The 19,935-nt window shown below is 70.4% G+C and carries 20 protein-coding genes, 1 tRNA gene and 2 pseudogenes; 10 read left to right on the forward strand and 13 right to left on the reverse strand.

What is annotated here, in order from left to right:
• Both ACGFIK_RS00005 and ACGFIK_RS00010 read left to right on the forward strand, forming a co-directional pair.
• Positions 1–171, forward strand: a pseudogene (locus tag ACGFIK_RS00005) (DinB family protein); the annotation flags it as partial.
• 296 nt (positions 172–467) lie between these two features.
• On the forward strand, positions 468–1,646 hold the full coding sequence (locus tag ACGFIK_RS00010; RefSeq protein WP_327021975.1) for a polysaccharide deacetylase family protein: 1,179 nt from the start codon (positions 468–470) through the stop codon (positions 1,644–1,646).
• A gap of 227 nt (positions 1,647–1,873) precedes the next feature.
• Here ACGFIK_RS00010 and ACGFIK_RS00015 read toward each other — a convergent pair whose 3' ends face one another.
• The 6 genes and pseudogenes from ACGFIK_RS00015 to ACGFIK_RS00040 form a co-directional block, all read right to left on the reverse strand.
• Positions 1,874–2,170, reverse strand: coding sequence for a hypothetical protein (locus tag ACGFIK_RS00015; protein WP_327021976.1), 297 nt, complete (start codon positions 2,168–2,170; stop codon positions 1,874–1,876).
• A pseudogene (locus tag ACGFIK_RS00020) lies at positions 2,167–2,538 on the reverse strand (hypothetical protein). The gene ACGFIK_RS00015 and the pseudogene ACGFIK_RS00020 overlap by 4 nt, the downstream one beginning before the upstream one ends.
• A gap of 401 nt (positions 2,539–2,939) precedes the next feature.
• A complete protein-coding gene (locus ACGFIK_RS00025) occupies positions 2,940–4,139 on the reverse strand; it encodes a helix-turn-helix transcriptional regulator (protein ID WP_327021977.1) in 1,200 nt (399 codons plus the stop codon).
• Positions 4,140–4,606: 467 nt separating this feature from the next.
• On the reverse strand, positions 4,607–4,990 hold the full coding sequence (locus ACGFIK_RS00030; protein ID WP_393336910.1) for a hypothetical protein: 384 nt from the start codon (positions 4,988–4,990) through the stop codon (positions 4,607–4,609).
• A 128-nt stretch (positions 4,991–5,118) separates the two neighbouring features.
• Positions 5,119–5,190: transfer RNA gene (locus tag ACGFIK_RS00035), tRNA-Val, on the reverse strand.
• A 50-nt stretch (positions 5,191–5,240) separates the two neighbouring features.
• On the reverse strand, positions 5,241–5,843 hold the full coding sequence (locus ACGFIK_RS00040; protein WP_393336913.1) for a TIGR02611 family protein: 603 nt from the start codon (positions 5,841–5,843) through the stop codon (positions 5,241–5,243).
• Between the two features lie 373 nt (positions 5,844–6,216).
• Here ACGFIK_RS00040 and ACGFIK_RS00045 point away from each other — a divergent pair, with 373 nt between their 5' ends.
• A complete protein-coding gene (locus tag ACGFIK_RS00045) occupies positions 6,217–6,648 on the forward strand; it encodes an SsgA family sporulation/cell division regulator (RefSeq protein WP_007457244.1) in 432 nt (143 codons plus the stop codon).
• 109 nt (positions 6,649–6,757) lie between these two features.
• On the opposite strand, the gene ACGFIK_RS00050 is transcribed toward ACGFIK_RS00045, so the two are convergent.
• On the reverse strand, positions 6,758–7,534 hold the full coding sequence (locus tag ACGFIK_RS00050) for a glucose 1-dehydrogenase (protein WP_327021980.1): 777 nt from the start codon (positions 7,532–7,534) through the stop codon (positions 6,758–6,760).
• 176 nt (positions 7,535–7,710) lie between these two features.
• Between ACGFIK_RS00050 and ACGFIK_RS00055 the strand changes: the two genes are divergently transcribed.
• Together ACGFIK_RS00055 and ACGFIK_RS00060 are read left to right on the forward strand one after the other, a co-directional pair.
• Positions 7,711–8,604 carry an AraC family transcriptional regulator gene (locus ACGFIK_RS00055; RefSeq protein WP_327021981.1) on the forward strand — a complete coding sequence of 298 codons (894 nt, stop codon included), beginning with the start codon at positions 7,711–7,713 and terminating at the stop codon, positions 8,602–8,604.
• 61 nt (positions 8,605–8,665) lie between these two features.
• Positions 8,666–9,121 carry an Rrf2 family transcriptional regulator gene (locus ACGFIK_RS00060; protein WP_327021982.1) on the forward strand — a complete coding sequence of 152 codons (456 nt, stop codon included), beginning with the start codon at positions 8,666–8,668 and terminating at the stop codon, positions 9,119–9,121.
• Positions 9,122–9,143: 22 nt separating this feature from the next.
• Here the strand turns inward: ACGFIK_RS00060 and ACGFIK_RS00065 are convergent, their stop codons facing one another.
• On the reverse strand, positions 9,144–9,755 hold the full coding sequence (locus ACGFIK_RS00065; protein WP_393336917.1) for a flavin reductase family protein: 612 nt from the start codon (positions 9,753–9,755) through the stop codon (positions 9,144–9,146).
• A gap of 245 nt (positions 9,756–10,000) precedes the next feature.
• Between ACGFIK_RS00065 and ACGFIK_RS00070 the strand changes: the two genes are divergently transcribed.
• Positions 10,001–10,180, forward strand: coding sequence for a DUF4236 domain-containing protein (locus ACGFIK_RS00070; RefSeq protein WP_327021984.1), 180 nt, complete (start codon positions 10,001–10,003; stop codon positions 10,178–10,180).
• Between the two features lie 85 nt (positions 10,181–10,265).
• Here the strand turns inward: ACGFIK_RS00070 and ACGFIK_RS00075 are convergent, their stop codons facing one another.
• Positions 10,266–11,105: a hypothetical protein gene (locus ACGFIK_RS00075; protein WP_393336920.1), complete on the reverse strand. Its 840-nt coding sequence runs from the start codon at positions 11,103–11,105 to the stop codon at positions 10,266–10,268.
• Between the two features lie 56 nt (positions 11,106–11,161).
• Positions 11,162–11,683 (reverse strand): VOC family protein, encoded by a 522-nt coding sequence (locus tag ACGFIK_RS00080; RefSeq protein ID WP_327021986.1) that lies wholly within the window; start codon positions 11,681–11,683, stop codon positions 11,162–11,164.
• 51 nt (positions 11,684–11,734) lie between these two features.
• Between ACGFIK_RS00080 and ACGFIK_RS00085 the strand changes: the two genes are divergently transcribed.
• The 3 genes from ACGFIK_RS00085 (at position 11,735) to ACGFIK_RS00095 (ending at position 16,648) form a co-directional block, all read left to right on the forward strand.
• Positions 11,735–12,208 carry a MarR family transcriptional regulator gene (locus tag ACGFIK_RS00085; RefSeq protein ID WP_327021987.1) on the forward strand — a complete coding sequence of 158 codons (474 nt, stop codon included), beginning with the start codon at positions 11,735–11,737 and terminating at the stop codon, positions 12,206–12,208.
• Between the two features lie 57 nt (positions 12,209–12,265).
• Complete coding sequence (locus tag ACGFIK_RS00090; RefSeq protein ID WP_393336923.1) at positions 12,266–14,206, forward strand: tetratricopeptide repeat protein; 1,941 nt, start codon at positions 12,266–12,268, stop codon at positions 14,204–14,206.
• A gap of 219 nt (positions 14,207–14,425) precedes the next feature.
• Complete coding sequence (locus tag ACGFIK_RS00095; RefSeq protein WP_327027187.1) at positions 14,426–16,648, forward strand: ATP-binding domain-containing protein; 2,223 nt, start codon at positions 14,426–14,428, stop codon at positions 16,646–16,648.
• A gap of 134 nt (positions 16,649–16,782) precedes the next feature.
• Here the strand turns inward: ACGFIK_RS00095 and ACGFIK_RS00100 are convergent, their stop codons facing one another.
• Positions 16,783–17,184, reverse strand: a complete 402-nt coding sequence (locus ACGFIK_RS00100; RefSeq protein ID WP_327021989.1) for a hypothetical protein — start codon at positions 17,182–17,184, stop codon at positions 16,783–16,785.
• A gap of 443 nt (positions 17,185–17,627) precedes the next feature.
• Between ACGFIK_RS00100 and ACGFIK_RS00105 the strand changes: the two genes are divergently transcribed.
• Positions 17,628–17,933 (forward strand): hypothetical protein, encoded by a 306-nt coding sequence (locus ACGFIK_RS00105; RefSeq protein WP_327027188.1) that lies wholly within the window; start codon positions 17,628–17,630, stop codon positions 17,931–17,933.
• A gap of 97 nt (positions 17,934–18,030) precedes the next feature.
• Here ACGFIK_RS00105 and ACGFIK_RS00110 read toward each other — a convergent pair whose 3' ends face one another.
• Both ACGFIK_RS00110 and ACGFIK_RS00115 read right to left on the reverse strand, forming a co-directional pair.
• A complete protein-coding gene (locus tag ACGFIK_RS00110; protein WP_393336925.1) occupies positions 18,031–19,224 on the reverse strand; it encodes a sporulation protein in 1,194 nt (397 codons plus the stop codon).
• 118 nt (positions 19,225–19,342) lie between these two features.
• Entirely contained in the window at positions 19,343–19,900 is a 558-nt protein-coding gene (locus ACGFIK_RS00115; RefSeq protein WP_393336928.1) for an AAA family ATPase, read from the reverse strand.
• Positions 19,901–19,935 lie beyond the last annotated feature (35 nt).

A 19,935-nucleotide genomic window follows, 5' to 3' on the forward strand; every position in this document is an offset into this window, starting at 1 on the left:
GGCCTCTCGGACGCCGACCTGGACAATCCACCCACGGTGGGTCCCGAACGGTTCCCCATGGCGAACCGAATCCTGCACGTCAACAGGGAGCTGATCCATCACGGTGCCGAGATCTCCCTGCTGCGCGACCTCTACCGCTGGCAGGACGGAGCCACCCTGCGGCGGCTATGACTTACCGGCTCGGAAAACGACACACCCCTGACGCGACGCTGTGAGCCCGCCCCGGATCTCGTAGAGACCGTGCTCAGCCAGCCCCACGTGCAGGGCCGCGCCGACGCCGCCGTACGCGTGCCAGCACTGGGCGGTCGCGGCCGATCAGCCGACCTTTCCGGAAGTTCCGGAGAACTTCCGGAAGCTATTGACGTGTTCGAAACGCCGTTGCAATACTTCCGAACGCGATGGCATCAGCTCCTGTCGATTAAAACCATGCGTCGTCAGGTGCCATCCGCCCCAAGGAGGACCTGCGCATGTACGAAAGTATCGGCGGCTCCCGCCGCCCGTCCGCCCCCCGAAAATCGCGTCTCACCTTCCGGTTGGCCGCGCTCGCCTCCACCGTGGCGCTGAGTGCCACCGGTCTCGCGGTCGCCGCCACCCCGTCCAGCGCCGCCGTCTGCAACGGGTACGTCGCCCTCACCTTCGATGACGGGCCGAACAGCAGTACCAGCGCACTGCTGTCCGTGCTTCGCGCGAACGGCGCACGGGCGACCATGTTCAATGTCGGACAGACCGTGCAGAGCAACCCGTCCGCCGCGCGGGCCCAGGTCGACGCGGGCATGTGGGTGGCCAACCACAGTTGGAACCACTCGTACATGACCTCGATGAACCAGAGCCAGATGCAGTCGGACCTCTCCCAGACCAACGCAGCGATCCAGTCAGCGACCGGCGTCCGGCCGCAGTTGTTCCGCCCGCCGTACGGGCAGACCAACTCGACCCTCCAGTCGGTCGCCGCGTCGCTTGGCCTGCGCCAGGTGATCTGGGACGTCGACTCCCAGGACTGGAACGGTGCCAGCGTCAGCCAGATCGTCTCCGCCGCCAGCCGTCTCCAGGACGGCCAGGTGATCCTGATGCACGACGGCATTCAGAACACCCGCAACGCGATTCCGCAGATCATGGCAAACCTGAGCAGCCGCAACCTCTGTACGGGCATGATCTCACCGAGCACCGGCCGGGCGGTGGCGCCGGACGACACTCCGCCGCCGACCACTCCCCCGCCGACCACTCCGCCGCCGACCAGCCCGCCGCCGACCACACCTCCGCCCTCCGGCTCCGCCAGCCAGATCGTCGGCACCCAGTCGGGTCGATGCATCGACGTACCCAACGCCTCCCAGAACAACGGCACCCGGGTACAGCTCTACGACTGCCACGGACAGACCAACCAGGCCTGGACCTACACCTCAGACAAACAACTACGGGTGTACGGCACCATGTGCCTCGACGCAGCAGGCTCCGGCAACGGCGCCGCCGTCCAGATCTACGCCTGCCACGGCCAAGGCAACCAGCAATGGAACGTCAACTCCAACGGCACCATCAGCAACGTCCAGTCCGGACGCTGCCTGGACGCCTGGAGCACCGCCAACGGAGCACAGGTTCAGCTCTACGACTGCCACGGCGGCACCAACCAGCGATTCAACCTCGTCGCACGATGACCATCGCTGATCCACTGTTCGCCGGCAGCCAGGACGACAGGCTGGCGGGCTAGGCCCAACACAGGAGAACCGGACCGAACCCGGGCGGGCTCGACCTCACGTCGAGCCCGCCCGCTCGGCACACCACCAGCCACCGGACATTTTGATTGTCGGCGATCCTGGGATCGAACCAGTGACCTCTTCGGTGTGAACTCTCGCAGACCGGTCGGATCGGGCTTGATGCGAGGTCATCCGGCCTGGTGACGCCCCTTCCGGCCTGGTTCGACCGGCACGGTTGCTGTACTTCGCTGCTGTACTTCCGGCGGCTGCCTGGCCCAGCCGACGAAGCGACGGTGCAGCACGCCGGCCGGTGCCCAGGGCATGTCCTCGGCGGCTTGGACGAGACAGACGCCGAGATAGAGGGCCAGCGACACCGGAGCGCCCGCGTACTCCGCGCGTAGTTCCCGCCGCCGGGTCGGGCATGGCCAGGGCAGGTCGCAGCCACCGCAGCTCCAGATCGGCAGGACCGGGCCGTGGCTGGTCACCGCAGACCACCCAGAAACCGGGCCACGCTCGCGCGAGCCTGCCGACTGGTCGCCCATTCCACCTGCCAACACGGGTACGGCACCAGCCGCGACCACCACACCCGGCAACCAGCACACATGCCGTCGAGCCCACGAACGTGTACGGCGAGGATCGTCCGTTCCGGCCCGCCGGTCACTGCTCACCCTCCCCAGGCCAGTGCCCGCGATTGATCGGAATCCGGTGCCGGGCACGGCAGGGCAGTTCGGACCCACATCGACAGGTCCACCGCCACCGCCGCCAACACCAGACTGGCCGATGCCGACGGGCAAAGGTCAACGCGGTAGCCGACAGGTACTCGTCGTAGGAGACGCGCCGGCCGCTCAGAGATGACCGCCCGGACGAGTTGGCCACGCGTCGGGTCACCGGAGGCCCTCCGATCGGCGTGGGCTGAGCTGAGCTGCCGATTCGTGGTGGCCCTGGCACCGCCGTAGTTGCCGCGCGTGGTCGAGCAGCCGCCGTTGCGCCGCCGCCTGCTCAACGTCCTGGTACCGCTGCCCAGTCCCGGGCGGTGGCGGCGGCTGAGGCCGCCAGAACAGCCACCGCATCAACGCGCACAGTTCAGACCAGGTCGCCACAGACTCGCCCCCTCGATCGAGCAACAGGAGGCGGCGACGAAGTTCAGTCCGGCTCTATCGGGTATCAAGCAGGCACATGCTCGCCGCCGCCAGTGACGGGAACGCTACGAGTGGTCACTGGCTGTGGCAGGGAGAGTTTGTACCTCAGGGAGAGTTACCCGATCATGCCGATGGCGAGGGCCAACTCTCGGGCATCCTCACCGACCGTGCCCGGCCGGTTCGACAGTTCCAGGGCGACAGTGCGGGCGTACGGGTTGTGTCGCACCGTGTCGACGCTCTCCCGCAGTGCCCGGCCGAGCAGGTGCACCGCCGCGACCTCCCCACGGTCCAGCATGTGCGCCCGAGCGGCATCGATCAGCGCGGCAGCCCGGCGGGTCTGCGAGGGCAACGCCCGAAAGTCGGTGGCGTCGGCCCGCCGCACCGCCTCACCCGTGCGGCACAGGTCCGTCTCGATGGTGACCGCGTACGCCGCACACGCCGCCGGTCCGAACATCAGCCATGGATGGGCGTACCCACCGCCGAGTCGTCTCGCGGCCGAGTCGGCACCATCCCACGCACGCCAGGCCCGACCGGCCCGGCCGGCCTTGCTGTGCCCCAGCGCGATACCGAGTTGCACCTGACCCCATCGCGCCAACTGCTCACCACCCGCCGCCGGGTCAACCAGACCCGCAGCCTCGACCAGCACCTGCTCGGCGGCGTCGACCTGGTTCACACCCCGATAGACGTGCGCGTAGTACCAGGCCGCCACCGCCATCGCCGCCGGGTCGTCGGCGTCCTGGGCAGCCGACATCGCCCGGTCGGCAGCCAGCCACACCAACTCCGGCAGCGGCTGGTGCGCCAGGTACAACTGCACCAGGTGATACACCCGCGCCAACTCCACCAACGCCAGTCGACGATCCCCGCCATCGAGCATCCGGGCACTCCGCTGCGCATCCGTCAGCAACCCGGGAAGCACCGCTGCCACCGCCGTACGCTCGGTCGTCGACCGATGCCACAAGGCCCACGCCTGATCCACCAGATCACGCATCACGACAACCGGCGTCACCGCGCCCACCGGCACCGATGCCCGCTGCATCACCGCAGCCACCTTGCCGATCTCGGAATGCCCCGCCCGGGTCACCGACGCCACCGGCAACGACTGATCGCCAGTCAGATCCGCAAGATCCGAGATGTCGAGCACCTCGGCCAGCCGCAGCAACATGGGCAGACGGGGCGGCAGTAGCCGGCCATTCTCCAACGCCTTGACCCACTCCGCGCTACGCCCGACCAGCCCGCCGAGAACGGGCCGAGTCTTCCCCGCACGCTCGCGATACATCCGCAGGCGCGCACCGAAGGTCGAGGAATCGCTCATCATCGTCTCCCAGGTAGCGGTCTGGGCAGCGGACCACCACTGTCGACGGTACCCCCGCCCACCGCACCGACGCGCCCCCACCACGACGGCTGATGCCGCAACCGCCAGGCGAGCGCTTCCGACCTTCGGCACACCCCGGGCCAAGGACCACATCGACCCCTTGCTGTAAGTTCTGGGCGCTCGGTCCGGCAGCGCCCGGCGGCGTCCCTGGCCTCGGGTCACTGTCCGGCGTCGGTCCTTACTGGGTCGCTGGGTCCGCGCCTGTTGCTGTCGACAGCTGGGCAGCGGCGCTCGGATCAGTCGTCCTCATCCAGGAGGCCAAACGCCTCCGGGTGCGTCGTAGGCCAAGGCCATGGCTGCTCCGCCGAAGATGTAGAGATCAGCCACCACGCCACGTCGGTGCAACCGTTCTCCGAGTCGACGGAAGGCAGCCTCGATCGCCGCGCGGTCCAGCAGTGGGTCCTCGGCGCTCATGCGACGTTGAGCTCCTGCGCTGACACGAACACGCCACGACGACGGAACGCCGCCGGGGCATGGACCACCGCGTCAACCCGAGCAGCGCGAGTGTTGAAGGGAAACCAGAATCGCCGCAGTGAGCGTGTCTCGACCCATGCCGGTGCCCCACGCCCGTCCTTGGCCGCCAGGTGTTCCGTCAACGCCGCCAAGAACACGTCCCAGTGTTCGTCGCCAGTGGTCAATGGCTCCTGCTGCAACAGGGCGGCACGCCTCTCCGAGGGCTCCCAGCGGTACTCCTCAAGGAACTCCGCCACCAGCCGCCAGCGTCGCGTCTCATCAGCGTCGGCGAGCAGAGCACCCAACCTCGCCACCGTCAGCGGTTCGTACCTCCGCACCACGACTCGGCTCCTCACACCCCTGGGCCGGTACGCCCGCCGACAGGTTGACGGCCAGCCCGCGCCTAGTCACACCTATCAAGAATGACAAGAGGCCCCGATCATCAATGTGATCCGGGCCTCTTTTTGCGTGGGCGATACTGGGATCGAACCAGTGACCTCTTCGGTGTGAACGAAGCGCTCTCCCGCTGAGCTAATCGCCCTCAGCGCGCATGACTCTACCCGATCGCGCGACCGGACCGCGAACCCGGGGTCAGTGGGTCGCGAAGTAGTGCAGGACCTGGGCGATCACGTCGATGTCGAGGCTCAGCTTGATCGAGATCAGGGCCACCCCGGCGACGAAGAGCAGGCCGACCGCACCGAGGGCGGCGCGTACGGGCAGTGACTGGCGTTTCACCCAGTTGGCCCAGCCGTGGACGTGGCGGCGGGTGAAGGCGAGCAGTCGTTTGGCCCAGTGGAACTCGACGGCCCAGATGCCGAGGCCGGCGATCACGATCAGCCAGCCGGGGCCGGGGAGCGGGATGAGCATGACTCCGACGGCGACGACGAGGGCGCCGAGGACCGCGACGATGATCCGCAGGGCCAGTCGGCCGGTGGGGTTGGCACGGATCAGTGCGAGGGTGGTGGAGACCCGGCGCCGCCAGCGGGGTGGGTCACGTCGTTCCGACACGGCGACGTCCCTCCCCTCACTGCTCGCGGCCCGGCCCGCCGGCCCCCGGTCATCCTGCCCGAGATGAGAGTCACCCCGCCGGGCGGGACCAGGCCCGTTGGCGTAGCGCCCCGCGTTACGACCGGTCCGATCATTGGCTGTCGGCTCACGCTCGGCTGTCGGCCGGCCGCGCTGGCCCCCCTGCATTTTCGGCACCCCGTACCCCCGCTGTTCGTCTCGCGGACCGCGACGTTCGACGGATCCGCCGCGCCGAGGGATCCACTGAGGATCGCTCAACGACCATTTCCTCACCCCAGTGTCGCGCGGGCCCGTCACTGCAACGGCCGACTGGACGTTACCGGAGTAAGTCGACGACTGAACCACCCGATGCCGGGCGGGATCTACGCACTGGGCAGAACCGGAAATCCTAGATGAATTTTCACATTCTCGTGGCCTTTCCGACCCCCTTCCCACCACTGGGTGAAGTCAGCGTATGGCGGAGCGTAGCCAGGAGTAGCGGCTGAGTATGGGAAAAGCGGGACACGCGCGTTCCGCACGCGGTGCCGGGGGGAGAACGTCCATGAGTGTCATCCGACCGACGACCGTTGAGGTCGAGACGTCGCTAAGGCTAGTCGCGCCTGACGCCACCGCCTTGCCGGTGCGTGCCAGTCTGCGCTACGACCCTGCTGATCCGTATGCGGTCCATGTCCTGTTCCATGCCGAATCGGCCGGCGGCGAGGCGGTGAGTTGGTCGTTCGCCCGCGAGTTGCTGGTCACCGGCCTGGACGAACCGGCCGGCATCGGGGATGTCCGGGTCTGGCCCTGGGCCACCCCGCGCGGCGACTTCGTCGCGCTGGCGCTGTCGTCGCCGGACGGCAACGCCCTGTTCGAGGTGCCGCGCAGCGTACTGGTGCGGTTCCTGCGGCGTACCTACGTCGTCGTTCCGCGCGGCCGGGAGGCCGAGCACCTGGATGTCGACACGGCGGTCAACCGGCTGCTCGCCGGACGCTGACCACGATCACCGCAAGGGCCGCGCTGACCTTCCGGGTCCGCGCGGCCCTGGCATGTCCGGCGGTACGCGGACAGCCTCCCGCCTTCACCCACGCGACCCGGGTAGCCCCTCAGCCGTGGCTGGTGATACCCCCGTCGACCGGGATCACCGCACCGGTCAGGTAGGCGCCGGCCCGGGAGGCCAGGTAGATCGCGGTGCCCGCCATGTCCTCCGGTCGACCGATTCGTCCCAGTGGCACCTGCGCCTCGATGGCGGCCCGCGATCCCGGGTCCTCCAGGGCGAAGGCCATCATCTTGCTCTCGAAGGGGCCGGGGGCGATCGCGTTGACGGTGATCCGTTCCTCGGCCAACTGGTGGGCCAGGCTGCGGGTCAACATGTGGACCGCGGCTTTGGTGGCCGAGTAGGCGTACACCTCCATCGAGGGCACCCGCAGGCCGTCGATCGAGCCGATGTTGATCACTCTGGCCGGGTCGTCGTCCGTGGCGGCGGCCCGCAGGGCCGGCAGCAGTGCGGTGGTCAGCCGGAACACGGCCTTGACGTTGACCGCCCAGAGCTTGTCGAAGGCGCTCTGCGGGTACTCCTCCAGTGGTGCACCCCAGGTCGCTCCGGCGTTGTTGACCAGCACGTCGAGTCGGTCGACCCGCTGGCGTACCGCCTCGGCCAGGGCCTGCGCCCCCTCGTCGTTGCTCAGGTCGGCGGGGATCGCCGTACACCTGCCGTGGGCGGACAGTTCCTCGGCGACCGCCCGGCACACCTCCGCCTTGCGGGAGGAGATGATGACCTCCGCCCCGGCCTCGACGAAGCCTCGGGCGATCATCAGCCCGATCCCCCGCGATCCGCCGGTGACCAGGACCGTCTTGCCGTCAACCGAGAACAGCGCGGTCATGGGAATCCTCTCGCGAGTCGGCCTGGCGACCCGGACCGCGCGGACATCAACACGGTCGGATCGCTACCGATCGGAAACTTAGCCGCCCGGCCCGGCCCCGACAACCCGCAGGAGAATGCGGACGCACCGGCCGGAGAAGATGCATACCGCCGACGCGCGGGCTAACGTCGCTGGTGATGGTCCCTTCCGATCACCTCTCCCCCGCCCCGTTCGACCCCACCGGCGAGATCGAAACGATCACCCTGGGCAGTCTGGCGCCCGACCCACGGTGGCGGCGACCGATCCTGCTCGACCGGGAGCTGATCGTGCTGACCACCAGCGGCCACGGGTACACCGAGGTCGATTTCCGCCCCCTGCCCTGCCGGCCCGGCACCCTGCTGCGGGTACGCCCCGGGCAGGTGCTGCGGTGTGCGCTGCCCGAGTTGGACGCCACCGTGGTGCGCTGGCATCCGGAGGCGTTGCGCGGGCTGGAGGTGGCCCTGGACGAGGGGCCGGCCTGGTTCCAGTTGGCCGGTGAGGACGAGGACGCCGTCATCAACGAGGTGACTCAGTTGACGGTGGACTCTCGACGGCACCGGGACACTCCGGCCGGCCGCAGTCTGCTGCGTCACCAACTGACCGTGCTGCTGCTGCGGTTGACCATGCTGCCCTCGGACGGTCGCCGGCCGGAGTCGCGTCCGGAGGAGGTCACCTTCCGTCGGTTCTGCCGGGAGGTCGAGCTGGGCTTCCAGCACAGTCGCCGGGTCGAGGACTACGCCGACCGGCTCGGCTGCTCGGTGCGTACGCTGACCCGGGCCTGTCTGGCGGTGACCGGCCGCAGCGCGAAACAGGTCGTCGACGAGCGGGTGGCCCTCCAGGCCAGCCGGTTGCTGGCCGCCACGGACGAACCGATCGCCCAGATCGGTCGGCAACTCGGTTTCAGCGAGGCGACCAACTTCGGCCGGTTCTTCACCCGCGAGGTAGGGGTCAGCCCCGGTTCCTTCCGGGCCGCCCGCGACCGTCCCGGGCCGGGCCCGGTGATCCGTCCCCGTTCCCCGGTCGACACCCAGACCGACATCCACCAGGGGTGACAGCCAGGATCGACTGGGCCCGACGGCCCTGCGGTCGGCGTGGATTGGGCATGATGGCAGGGTGCAGATCTCCGCGCGTGGCGACTACGCGGTACGGGCGGCGCTGAGCCTGGCGGCCGCGTACCCGGCCCTGCTGTCCACTCAGACCATCTCCGCGGAGCAGGACATGCCGCGAAAGTTCCTGGAGGCGGTGCTGGCGGACCTGCGTCGGTCCGGCATCGTCCGGGCCCAGCGGGGGGCGGAGGGCGGCTACGCCCTGGCCCGGCCACCCCGGGAGGTGACCGTCGGCGCGGTGCTGCGGGCGGTGGAGGGCCCGCTGGCCGGTGTCCGGGGTATGCGTCCGGAGGAGACCAGCTACGAGGGGGTGGCGCAGCACCTGCCGGGCTTCTGGGTGGCGGTACGGGCCGCGCTGCGGCGGGTGGTCGACGAGGTCAGTCTGGCGGATGTGATCAGCGGGCGGCTGCCGGCTCATGTGCGGCGGCTGACCACCCAACCGGACGCCTGGGAGCCGCGCTGATCCACGCCCCGGCGGCCGCCGGTCAGAGGGGTGTCGCCGTGGCGGGGCTGCCGCGATGGTGCAGCAGGGGGTCACCGTCGACGCCGACGGAGAGCGCCAGCGGCTCGGCGATGACCAGCGTCTGGTCGCCGGTGGGGATCCGGTGCTCCACCCGACAGAGCATCCGGCCCGGTACCCCGGTCAGCAGCGGCAGCCCGAAGGGGCCGGACTCCCAATAGGGATACGCGGCGAAGGGGTCGACCCCGCCGGTGCCGAAGACGGTCGCGGCTTCGGTCTGGTTGGCGGCCAGCAGGTGCACCCCCACGTGCTCGGCCCGGTCCAGCACGGCGGCGACCGGGGTGGTGGTGTCGTAGCAGAACGACACCCGCGGTGGGCGTACGGACAGGGTGGTGAAGCTGGTCGCGGTGAATCCGGCGCGCAGCGGCTCCCGCAGGCCGGCCGACCGGGTGTTGCGGGCCACCGCGGTGACCACGGTGACCATGGCGGCCTGCCGGTGCCGCAGGGTGTCGAACAGCTCCTGGTCCACCGGTCGCAGCTGATCCACCCGGTCCCGCCCGACGGTGGTCACACCGCCGTCCAGGTCGCGGATCGGCAGGGTGGGGTGGCTTTCGCGCAGAGGTACGGGGTGCTGCATGGCAAGTCCTCTCCGGTGCGCGGGGTCGAGCGAACCCCCGGCACCTTCAAAATGTGAGACAGATGCCGCTGGCTCCGCACAACACCGATCCAACCAGTATCTACTGATCCGCATAACCCATCTGATAAATGGGATATTCGGGTTGTGGTGAGGCGACGGCCTCCAATGGAGATCAGCGGCGTTTGCCGAGTCGGCGTTACGGGCATCTTCGAGCGCGCAGGGGACGTGACGAAGGGAGGCCCGTCATGGGTCTGATGTTCCGCAAGCGCAAGAAGTTCGGGCCGCTGATCCTGAACTTCACCCAGAACGGATTCTCGTCCTGGAGCATCAAGCTCGGACGCTGGTCGTGGAACTCGCGGGCCAAGGCGCACAGGGTTGACCTACCCGGCCCGCTGTCGTGGAAACAGGACAAGTCCCGGGCGTGAGAGTTCTCGCAGTCGAAAGTGGGGCGCCGGAGTTCACCGGCGCCCCACTCGCGTGTCCGGCGGAGCCGATCGGCCCGCCGGTTGGTCAGCCTGCGGTGATCATTACGTCACCACCGAGGCGGCCCTGCTGCGGGTCCCGGCTCACCTGCCCCGAGTCGAGCAGCCCGGTCAGCGCCCGGACCGCGTCCACCGCCCGGTAGGCCGTGGCGGTGACGGCGTACCGGCGCAGTTCGGTGACCGTACGCGGACCGTGCCGGGTCAACTCGGCCAGCAGTGCACCGCCCAGCGGCGCGGTCTCCACCGGTTGGTCGGTCCGCAGGGGCAGGCCCTGCGGGTCCCGGAGGGCGGCGCCGGCGGCCCACAGGGCCTCCTTGAAGGTCTCCAGGTTGCGGTCCGAGCCGGTGCCGAACGCGATCCGCCCGCCGCCCTCGGCCCACTCCACCTCGCTAACCAGCGGAAACCCGGCATCGGCCAGGGCCGGCCGCACGGGAGTGTCCGCACCGGAGAGCACCAGCACCTCGGCGGGCCGCCCACCGGCCGAGGCGGTCAGCGCCACCGGGTCCACCGGACCCGGTGCGGCCAGGTAGGACAGCACCGGGGCACCGGCGGCACCGGCCGCCCGCAGCGCCACCGGCAACTGGCTGGGCGCACCGGGCATCAGGTGCACCGCCACCTGCGGCGGCAGCTTGGCCTCGACGGCACCCAGGCGGGCCGGCAGGTCCTCGGCGCCGTCGGCCAGCACCAGCACGGAGAGCCGGCAACCGCCCAGCCGGTGGGCGTGCTCGCCGACCACCCGCAGGGCGGTCTCGGCCGGCCCGGCATCGTCACCGGCGTACCCGATCGCGATGGTGGCCCGCCGGGCCCGCCCCAGGGCCCCGGTCAGCCACCCACCCAGATACCGCTCCCAGACCCGCAGACCCACCACCCTCCCGTTCTACCCCACCGCCCTGGAAGCTCGGTGGCCAGGGCGGGAGCAACACCTCAGGCGGGGATGGAGATCCCGACCCCGCCCCGGGTGCCGCCGCCGTAGCGGGCGATCTCGGCCGACAGGTCCAGCCGACCGATGCGGGTCCGGGCGGCCAGGGCGGCGGCGTCCAGCCGGTCGGCCGGCACCAGCCAGACCACCTCGAACTCCAGTCCGTCCGGGTCGCGGCCGTACAGGCTCTTGGTGGTGCCATGGTCGGAGGTGCCGACCAGGGCGTCCGCCGCGCTCAGTCGCCGGGCGGTGTCGGCCAGTTCGTCGAGGGTGTCCACCTCCCAGGCCAGGTGGTAGAGCCCGACGGTGGCGCGCCCAGCGGTCGAGGCCCCGGCCCGGGCGCCGATGGCGAACAGGCCCAGGTCGTGGTCGTTGGTGGAGCCGGGCGCCTGGAGGAAGGCGGCACCGCTGAAGCCCTTCGGGGTCATCGGGACCAGCCGGAAGCCCAGCACCTCCCGGTAGAAGGTGACGCTGCGGTCAAGGTCGCTGACGTAGAGCACGGCGTGGTTGAGACGGTGAATTCCCATGTCACCGACGCTAGCCCGTTTTGGTTGAACGTTCAACTACCCGGGAGTATGATGGTCGTCATGACCCGCTGGCTGAATCCGGACGAGCAGCGCACCTGGCGGGGGTTCCTGGCCGCCTCCCGGGCCCTGATGGACACCCTCGACCGCGAACTGCAACGCGACGCCGGGATCCCCCACGCCTACTACGAGATCCTGGTCCGTCTCTCCGAGGCCCCCGAGCGTCGACTGCGGATGAGCGAACTGGCCGACGCCACCGGCTCCTCCCGCAGCCGGCTGTCCCACGCGGTGACCCGGCTGGAAGCCGCCGGATGGGTCCGCCGGGAGGACTGCCCGACCGACCGACGGGGGCAGATCGCCCGGCTCACCGACGAGGGTTTCGCCACCCTGGCCGCCGCCGCCCCCGGCCACGTCGAAGGGGTACGCCGACACCTGTTCGACGCCCTCAGCCCAGCTCAGGTGGATCAACTACGCCGGATCAGCGAGGCGCTCAACGATCACCTGAGCCGGGGCGTGACCGGATCCTGACCGAACCGCCAAGGCGCGGGACTTGTACATAACGTCGTCGAATGAGCACGATGGGGCGTGCCTTCCGGCTTCGGTGAACTGACTGATCAGGCTCATGACCTGGTTTCCGCCGGCGATCTCGTCGGTGCCCAACGGCTGCTCGCCGACGCGTTGTCCGGCGCCGACCCGCGCCCGGCCAACGCGACACCCGAGCTGGCCGAGGCGGCCGGCCTGCACGCCCGGGTCCTGGTCGCCCTCGGCGAGCCGCACTCGGCGCGGGGCTGGGCAGCCTTCGCGTACGCCGCCAGCACCGCTCTGCACGGCCGTTCCGACCCGCGTACGGTGGCTGCCGCCGCGACCCTGGCGGCGGTGCTGCACCGGGTCGGCAGCTGGTCCCGGGCCGCCCGGCTGTACCAGGACGTCATCATCGAACTGACCGCGGCGGACGGTCCCGAGTCACTGCGGGTGCTGGCCGCCCACGCCGACCTGGCCACGGTGGAGTACGCCCGAGGCCAGTGCCAGGTCGCCCGCGACCGCCTCCAGGACGCCTGGGAACTGCACCGCGAGGTGTACGGCGACGGCCACCCCAGCGGCATCAAGATGCTGGCCCGGCTCGGTGCGATGCAACGCGACTGTGGGCAGTTCACGGAGGCCCACGACAACCTCGCCCTGGCCCGCGAATTCAGCCGCCGGCACCTGGCCCCGGACGACCCGCTGACCGCCCAGGTGGCGGCCCTGGCCCGAGCCGCTGCCAACCCGGATCACGTCTGCGCCGACAACCCGCCGGTGAGCACTCAGGACCCGGTCGTACCAGCCGCCCGGGTCCCACCCCCCGGCGACGCCCCACCGTGGGGTGCCTCGCCGAGCAGCACCGACCCGGCCCCCACCTGGCCGACCGAGGACCCGGCCACCGGTGAGTCCGGATGGTCGGCGGCCTCTGATCCGCTCAGCCCACACCAGGGCGAGGAGCAGCACCCCGCCGAGGGGTACCACCCCAGTCACGGCTACCACCCGCCCGGGGCAGCCTCCCCGGTCCCCACCCCCCGCCGGCCCGCCGACGGCCCGGCCGGCCCCCCGCACGACTGGTGGACAGCGCCCCCCGAGCAACCCGAACCGGATCCCTACCCGGGCCCCCCGACCAACCCGGACCCCTACCAGGCCGCGTCCCCGGATCCCTATCAGGCTGCATCCCCGGACCCCTACCGGGCCGTGCCCACGGATCCCTATGAGGCTGAATCCTCGGATCCCCACCGGGCCACATCTCCGGATCCCTACCAGGCCACATCTTCAGACCCGTACCAGGCCGCGTCCCCGGACCCGTATCAGCCCCTACCTGCGGGCTCGGATCAGGCCGAGTCTCCGGATCCCTACCGGGCCGTACCTCCGGAGCCGTATCCCGAGCGGACCACCTCGGTGCCGCCGAATGTGGTGGGCCTTACCGGGCCGGCGCCGCAGGCCCCCGGGGTCTATCGGCTTCGCCGGGTGGACGAGCCGCCACGGTCCGGGCCGCCCTCGCGGTTGCTCCCGGTGCCGGTGCCCCGGAGCGCCCCCACCCCCGCCCCCGACCGGTCCCGCCGGATGGTGCCGATCGTCGCGGCCGGGGTGGTCGTGGTGCTGCTCGGCGCGGCCGCCGTCATCGCCGGGGTGTCCCAGGTCGGCGGCGGCGAACCCGGTGCGCCGGCCCCGAGCGGCACGGTCGGCAGTGCGCCGGCCACCACGCCGACACCGCCGGAGGCCTCCGCTTCCCCCGGGGCCCCGCCCACCGGGCTAACCCTGCGCGACAACCGGGACAACGTGACCTTGAGCTGGGAGTACCCGGCCGGCAGCGAGGGGCCGGTGATCGTCTCCGGGGGCCGGGCCGGGCAGCCGCCCAGCCCCTTCGCCGATCTGCCCGCCGGCACGGACAGCTTCGTCGTCTATGGGCTGAACCGCAGCCTGGACTACTGCTTCACCGTCGCTGTGGTCTGGTCCACCGAGGTGGTGGCCCGCTCGGAACAGGTCTGCACGAAGCGTGGCTGACAGTCACCGGCCCGCCCCGGTAGGCCCATGCGGCGGCGGGCCGGCGGCTGGTTCCGGCGGCCTGCGGGGAGGTATCTTTACCCGTTGGGGCAACAAAAAAGAACGGCCGAAAAAGCCGTTCTTACCTCGGAGACTAATCAATTGGGAGACGGATTGTCAAGGCACTCCGACGGTTCGCCGTCCGACGACGAGATCGGCCGCGAGCAGGAGTACGTCTCGATGCTCTACCAGCGCCTGGACGACCTGCGGGAGCAGGCGTCGCAGCGGCTGACCGAGGAACTGCGGGTGACCGGCGGCACCTTGCAGGCCCGTTCTCAACGCGACAGCGCGGTGCGCATGTACGCCGATCAGGTCGAGCAGTTCTCGGCCGTGGAGAACGGTCTGTGTTTCGGTCGGCTGGACACCGACGAGGGTGAGCGCCATTACATCGGGCGGATCGGCATCTTCGACACCGAGGGTGATTACGATCCGCTGCTGATGGACTGGCGCGCCCCGGCGGCCCGCGCCTTCTACCTGGCCACCGCCGCCAACCCGCAGGGCATCCGGCGCCGCCGGCATCTGCGTACCCGGCAGCGCAAGGTGATCGGCCTCAACGACGAGGTGCTCGACCTGAACACCGCCTCCCCCACCGCCCACGAGGAGTTGACCGGCGAGGCCTCCCTGCTGGCGGCGTTGAACGCGGGCCGCACCGGGCGGATGCGCGACATCGTCGAGACCATCCAGGCCGAGCAGGACCGGATCATCCGTGCCGACCTGCCCGGGGTGATGGTGGTGCAGGGTGGCCCCGGCACCGGCAAGACCGCGGTGGCCCTGCACCGGGCGGCGTACCTGCTCTACACCCACCGGCGGGAGCTGTCGACCCGGGGCGTCCTGCTGGTCGGGCCGAACCTCACCTTCCTGCGCTACATCTCCCAGGTGCTGCCCGCCCTGGCCGAGACCGGGGTGCTGCTGCGTACCCAGGCTGATCTTTTTCCCGGGGTGTACGCGCGGCGGGTGGAGCCGCCCACCACGGCCGCGGTGAAGGGCCGGCCGGTGATGGTCGAGGTCCTGACCAACGCGGTACGCGACCGGCAACGGGTGCCCGAGGAGCCGCTGGAGATCGAGCTGCCGCAGCGGGAGATCCTGGTGCTGGACCCGGCGACCGTGCGGGAGGCCCGGGATCGGGCCCGCCGCAGTGGTCGGCCGCACAATCTGGCCCGCGCGGTGTTCGACATCGAGATCATCCACGCGCTTGCCGACCAGGTCGCCGAGCGCATCGGCGCCGACCCCCTCGGCGGAGAGAACCTGCTGGAGGAGGCGGATCTCGCCGAGCTCCGTCGGGAGTTGCGCGAGGAGCCCGAGGTACGGGCCACCCTGGACGAGCTGTGGCCGGTGCTCACCCCGCAGCGTCTGCTCGCCGACCTGTACGCCGACCCCGACCGGATCGCCACCGCCGCGCCGATGCTCACTGCGGACGAGCGGGCCGCCCTGCACCGGGAACCGGGCGGGTGGACCCCGGCCGATGTGCCGCTGCTGGACGAGGCGGCGGAGCTGCTCGGCGAGGACGACCGGGCCGCCAGCGCCCGCCGGGAGCGGCTGCGCGCCCTGCAACGCGAGTACGCCGAGGGGGTTCTGGAGATCGCCCGGGGTTCCCGCTCGATCGACGTGGAGGACGAGGCCGAAGGCGGCGAGATCCTCGGCGTCACCGACCTGCTCGACGCCGACCAGTTGCTGGAACGTCAGGAGGAGGCCGACCGGCTGACCACCGCCCAACGGGCGGCGGCCGATCGCTCCTGGGCCTTCGGTCATGTGATCGTCGATGAGGCGCAGGAACTCTCGCCGATGGCCTGGCGGCTGCTGATGCGCCGTTGCCCCAGCCGGTCGATGACCATCGTCGGTGACGTGGCGCAGACCGGCGCCCTGGCCGGTACCCCCTCCTGGGCGCAGGCGCTGGAACCCTACGTGGCCGACCGGTGGCGGCTGACGGAGTTGACCGTCAGCTACCGCACCCCGGCCGAGATCATGGCGGTCGCCGCAAACGTGCTGGCCCAGATCGATCCGGCGCTGCGACCACCCCGCGCGGTCCGCTCCAGCGGTCGTACCCCGGTGTCCCGCCGGACCCCGGCGGACCGGCTGGCGGCGGAGTTGGTCGAGGTGGTCACGGCCGAGGCCGCCGCCCTCACGGATGGTCGACTGGGAGTGATCGTGCCGGCCACCCGGGTCGAGGAACTCGGCACCGTGGTGACCGCCGCCCTCCCCGAGGCCGCCATCGGCGAACAACCCGACCTGGAGTCCCGGGTGGTCATCCTGACCGTCGCCGAGGCCAAGGGCCTGGAGTTCGACTCCGTCATCGTGGTCGACCCCGACCAGATCGTCGCCGAATCCCCAAGAGGCCCCAGCGACCTCTACGTAGCCCTGACCCGAGCCACCCAACACCTAACCACCCTCACCCCCACCCCCTGAGTTTCGCCCCGTTGATCATGAGGTTGACGGCAGTAGTCGATCTCCAGGGTGCCGCCAACCTCATGATCAACGCCTATAGGCGGGTGGGTGGGGACCCGGTGGGACCCGGTGGGGGTGGGTGGGTGGGTGGGTGGTTAGGTGAGGTTGGTGGTTTGGGTGGAGGGGGTGGACTGGTCGCTGGTGGGGCCGCCGTTTGGGGTGCTCAGGCCGCCGGTGGTGGCGTCACCTGTCGTGGTTGGGGCCACCTTGCCGCGGTGCCGCTCCGGTTGGCGGGCCACCCGGCGCGCGCTGGCCGGGCCGGCGGTGCCTCCGGTGGTGGTGATCGCGCCCTGTCCGCGGGTGGGGCCACCGTCGCGCAGCACGTTCGGGTCGACCGGTACCTTCGCCGGGTCGTCCGGGTCGTCGCGCTGGATGGCGCTGTTCACATCGGTAGGCGGCACCGTCACCTCGTCCAGGGCACCCTCGCCGTACACATCGGCGGTGAGTCGCTCCTCGGCCCGGCGGGCGGCGTCCTGTCGCAGGTCGTCCTCACGCATGATTCATCACCTCGCTAACGCGTCGAACTCGCTGGGTGCCCGATGGCCGGGCGGACAAACCCCGTCCCGCCCGCTGACTCGGCAGGGGTGCTGGACTAACCCCGCCCCGGGGTGCAGGACAAGTTCGGCCGGGGTACGGACGAATCGGGCGGCGGGGACGGCCGCACCGTCAAAGAACTCGGACATTTCACCGAAGTGGAGCGGTGGGGGTTGCGGGGCACGCTGGGCCGGGTCCGGCTGGAGGATCCGGGGTTACTGCCGGTGAGGGGCCGGGTAGACCCCTGGTGCCCCCGCCAGTACGCGAACCGTGCCGTGGCCGACACGCGGTAGCGGGGCGAGGGATCGCAGGACTCATCGCATCCTGAGGAGGACAGATGAGCACGCAGGCTGCATCCACCAGGCCGATGAACCGTCCGGCGCAGGACGTACAGAGCCGTCAGGCCATGCACGAGGCACCCACCCGGCCGATGCCGGCGTACGACGGCCATCGGGAGCCGCAGCCGTCGCCGGGTACGGAGACCAAGCAGGCGTTCCTGACGACGGAATTCTGGATCTACGCGGCGGCGGTGACCCTTGTCGTGATCTCCGCCTTCTGGCGCGGCACGACCGCCAACGGCCTGAACCTGAACAACCCCAGCCAGGCGTGGTTCTTCATCACCCTGCTGACCCTGGGCTACCTGGGTAGCCGTGGTCTGGCCAAGGCCGGTAGTCAGAAGCGTTCGGCCAAGGAACGGAGCCGAGGCCGTTGACGGGCGACATGCCCGCACGGCACGTCGACCCTAGAAGCGGTGGCCCTCCGGGATCTTCCCGGAGGGCCACCGTCTGTTGTCACGGGAGCATCGGCTCCTAGAACTCTTCGAAGCCGCCGAAGTCGTCGCCACCGAAGTCACCGGCGGCCTCGGCGATCTCCTCCTCGCCACCCTCGAGGGCGTTGCCGATCATGTGACCGGCCACCATGCCACCCATGGCGCCGAGGGCCGCGCCGGCCACGATGCCGCCCATGCCGGGGCCACTGCGGTGCTGCTGCGGGTGGCCGTACTTGTTGGGCGGGCCGTATCCGGGGGGAGCACCGTAGCCCTGCGGGGCGCCGTACCCCTGCTGGGGGTAGCCCTGGGCGGCGTGCGGGGCCGGGTAGCCCTGCGGCGGCACTCCCTGCGGGGGGTAGCCCGGCGGGTATCCGGGCGCGCCGCCGTAGCCCGGCTGCTGACCGTAACCCTGCGGGGCGCCGTACCCGGGGGGGCCGAAGTTCTGGGCCCGCATGCTGCCGTACCGGCCGACCGTCTCGCCCAGCCAGCCGTCGACCACCTGCACCCAGTCCGAGCGCTCGGCCTCGGCGTGCGAGACCTGGTAGCGCCCGAAGACGTCGTGGCCGGGGTTGAGGAAACCGCCGCGCTTGTCGCACTCCAACACCACGTCGACACCGTGCGGGTTGGTCACGAAGGTCAGCTCAAGCTCGTTGATGGTCTGCGCGTACTGCGGAGCGGCGAAGAACTCGATCTCCTGGTAGAACGGCAGGGTCTGCTGTACGCCGTGGATGCGACCCCGCTCCAGGTCGGCGGACTTGAACCGGAAACCGAGCTGGAGGAAGGCCTCCAGGATGCGCTCGTGCACCGGCAGGGGGTGCACGCTGACCTGGTCGAGGTCGCCCTTGTCGACCGCCCGCGCGATGGACAGCTCGGTACGCAGCCCCATCGTCATGCCGCGCAGCCGCTGGCCGTACACGTCCGTGATGGGGGTCTCCCAGGGCACCACCAGCTGGAAGGGGATGGACAGCTGCTGCTTGGGGGCCAGTTGGAAGGAGCCGCTGATCGGGTGCCGGTGGAACTCCATGACCCCGGCGTACTCACTGTCGCCGCTCTCGATCTCGACCCGGGTGACCAGCCCCACGGCGAGGTGCTCGATGTTCGCCGGGGCATCCCCGCCGATCAGGTTGACCTGGCCGTCGAGGGGCTGCCCTGGCCGGGTATGCGGATTGGCCAGGACGGTGTCCACACTGGGACCGCCCACCCCGAGCGCGCTCAACATCTTCTTGAAGACCATCGGTACTCCCGCTGGGGTCTGGTGCCCGGTCTCCCTTTTCAGGAGCGGACGCTGACGCGGGCACCCTATCGAATGCCGCTGTGAGGTCGCTGAAAACACAGCAAAGCGCACGCCGTGTTCAGCGTCCGGCGTTGACGAAGGCGACGATCTCGTCGAGTCCGGGACGGTAGCCGTCGCTGGTGTCCACCTCGATCCGGGGTACCTCGAGCCGGACGGGCTGGAAGCCGTGGTGACCGACGGCGTAGGTGGACTCATCGTCACCGAGGGTGGCGTCGGCGTGGGCGCGCCGGATCGGATTCTCGGCCTGCCGTCGCCGGAGGCGGTCGAAGGCCGTCTGCGCGGCGACCCGGCAGTGCACCACCCGGATGTCGGCGATCCTGCTCAACGGCTCCAGGTGGGGGCGCCAGAGGCGGTCCTGGAAGGCCGCCTCGGCGACCGTGGTGATCCCTGCGGTCAGCAGCACCTCAAGCACCGTGAAGAAGGTGGGCAGGGTCCGCAGGCTCAGGTCGTCGACCAGTGTCGCCGTGAAGTCGCCGGTGGCGTGGACCATGCCTTCCTTGATCTCGTCCCGGCAGATCGCGGGGCAGCCGATCCGCCGGGCGAGCAGGTGAGCCAGTGTCGTCTTGCCGGCCGCAGGCGGCCCGCTGACGACGACGAGGGTAGGGGTTGCGCCCATCATGTCGTTATAGCCCTCACCGGATGCCTGTTGCC

The sequence above is a fragment of the Micromonospora sp. NPDC048871 genome, assembly GCF_043198155.1.
Classification (GTDB): Bacteria; Actinomycetota; Actinomycetes; order Mycobacteriales; family Micromonosporaceae; genus Micromonospora.

Excerpts from the sequence above, each read along its gene's own strand:
- ACGFIK_RS00010 (WP_327021975.1), top strand. The coding sequence starts at position 468 with ATGTACGAAAGTATCGGCGGCTCCCGCCGCCCGTCCGCCCCCCGAAAA.
- ACGFIK_RS00025 (WP_327021977.1), bottom strand. The coding sequence starts at position 4,139 with ATGATGAGCGATTCCTCGACCTTCGGTGCGCGCCTGCGGATGTATCGC.
- ACGFIK_RS00040 (WP_393336913.1), bottom strand. The coding sequence starts at position 5,843 with ATGCAGGGGGGCCAGCGCGGCCGGCCGACAGCCGAGCGTGAGCCGACA.
- ACGFIK_RS00045 (WP_007457244.1), top strand. The coding sequence starts at position 6,217 with ATGAGTGTCATCCGACCGACGACCGTTGAGGTCGAGACGTCGCTAAGG.
- ACGFIK_RS00050 (WP_327021980.1), bottom strand. The coding sequence starts at position 7,534 with ATGACCGCGCTGTTCTCGGTTGACGGCAAGACGGTCCTGGTCACCGGC.
- ACGFIK_RS00055 (WP_327021981.1), top strand. The coding sequence starts at position 7,711 with ATGGTCCCTTCCGATCACCTCTCCCCCGCCCCGTTCGACCCCACCGGC.
- ACGFIK_RS00065 (WP_393336917.1), bottom strand. The coding sequence starts at position 9,755 with ATGCAGCACCCCGTACCTCTGCGCGAAAGCCACCCCACCCTGCCGATC.
- ACGFIK_RS00070 (WP_327021984.1), top strand. The coding sequence starts at position 10,001 with ATGGGTCTGATGTTCCGCAAGCGCAAGAAGTTCGGGCCGCTGATCCTG.
- ACGFIK_RS00080 (WP_327021986.1), bottom strand. The coding sequence starts at position 11,683 with ATGGGAATTCACCGTCTCAACCACGCCGTGCTCTACGTCAGCGACCTT.
- ACGFIK_RS00085 (WP_327021987.1), top strand. The coding sequence starts at position 11,735 with ATGGTCGTCATGACCCGCTGGCTGAATCCGGACGAGCAGCGCACCTGG.
- ACGFIK_RS00095 (WP_327027187.1), top strand. The coding sequence starts at position 14,426 with ATGCTCTACCAGCGCCTGGACGACCTGCGGGAGCAGGCGTCGCAGCGG.
- ACGFIK_RS00100 (WP_327021989.1), bottom strand. The coding sequence starts at position 17,184 with ATGCGTGAGGACGACCTGCGACAGGACGCCGCCCGCCGGGCCGAGGAG.
- ACGFIK_RS00105 (WP_327027188.1), top strand. The coding sequence starts at position 17,628 with ATGCACGAGGCACCCACCCGGCCGATGCCGGCGTACGACGGCCATCGG.
- ACGFIK_RS00110 (WP_393336925.1), bottom strand. The coding sequence starts at position 19,224 with ATGGTCTTCAAGAAGATGTTGAGCGCGCTCGGGGTGGGCGGTCCCAGT.
- ACGFIK_RS00115 (WP_393336928.1), bottom strand. The coding sequence starts at position 19,900 with ATGGGCGCAACCCCTACCCTCGTCGTCGTCAGCGGGCCGCCTGCGGCC.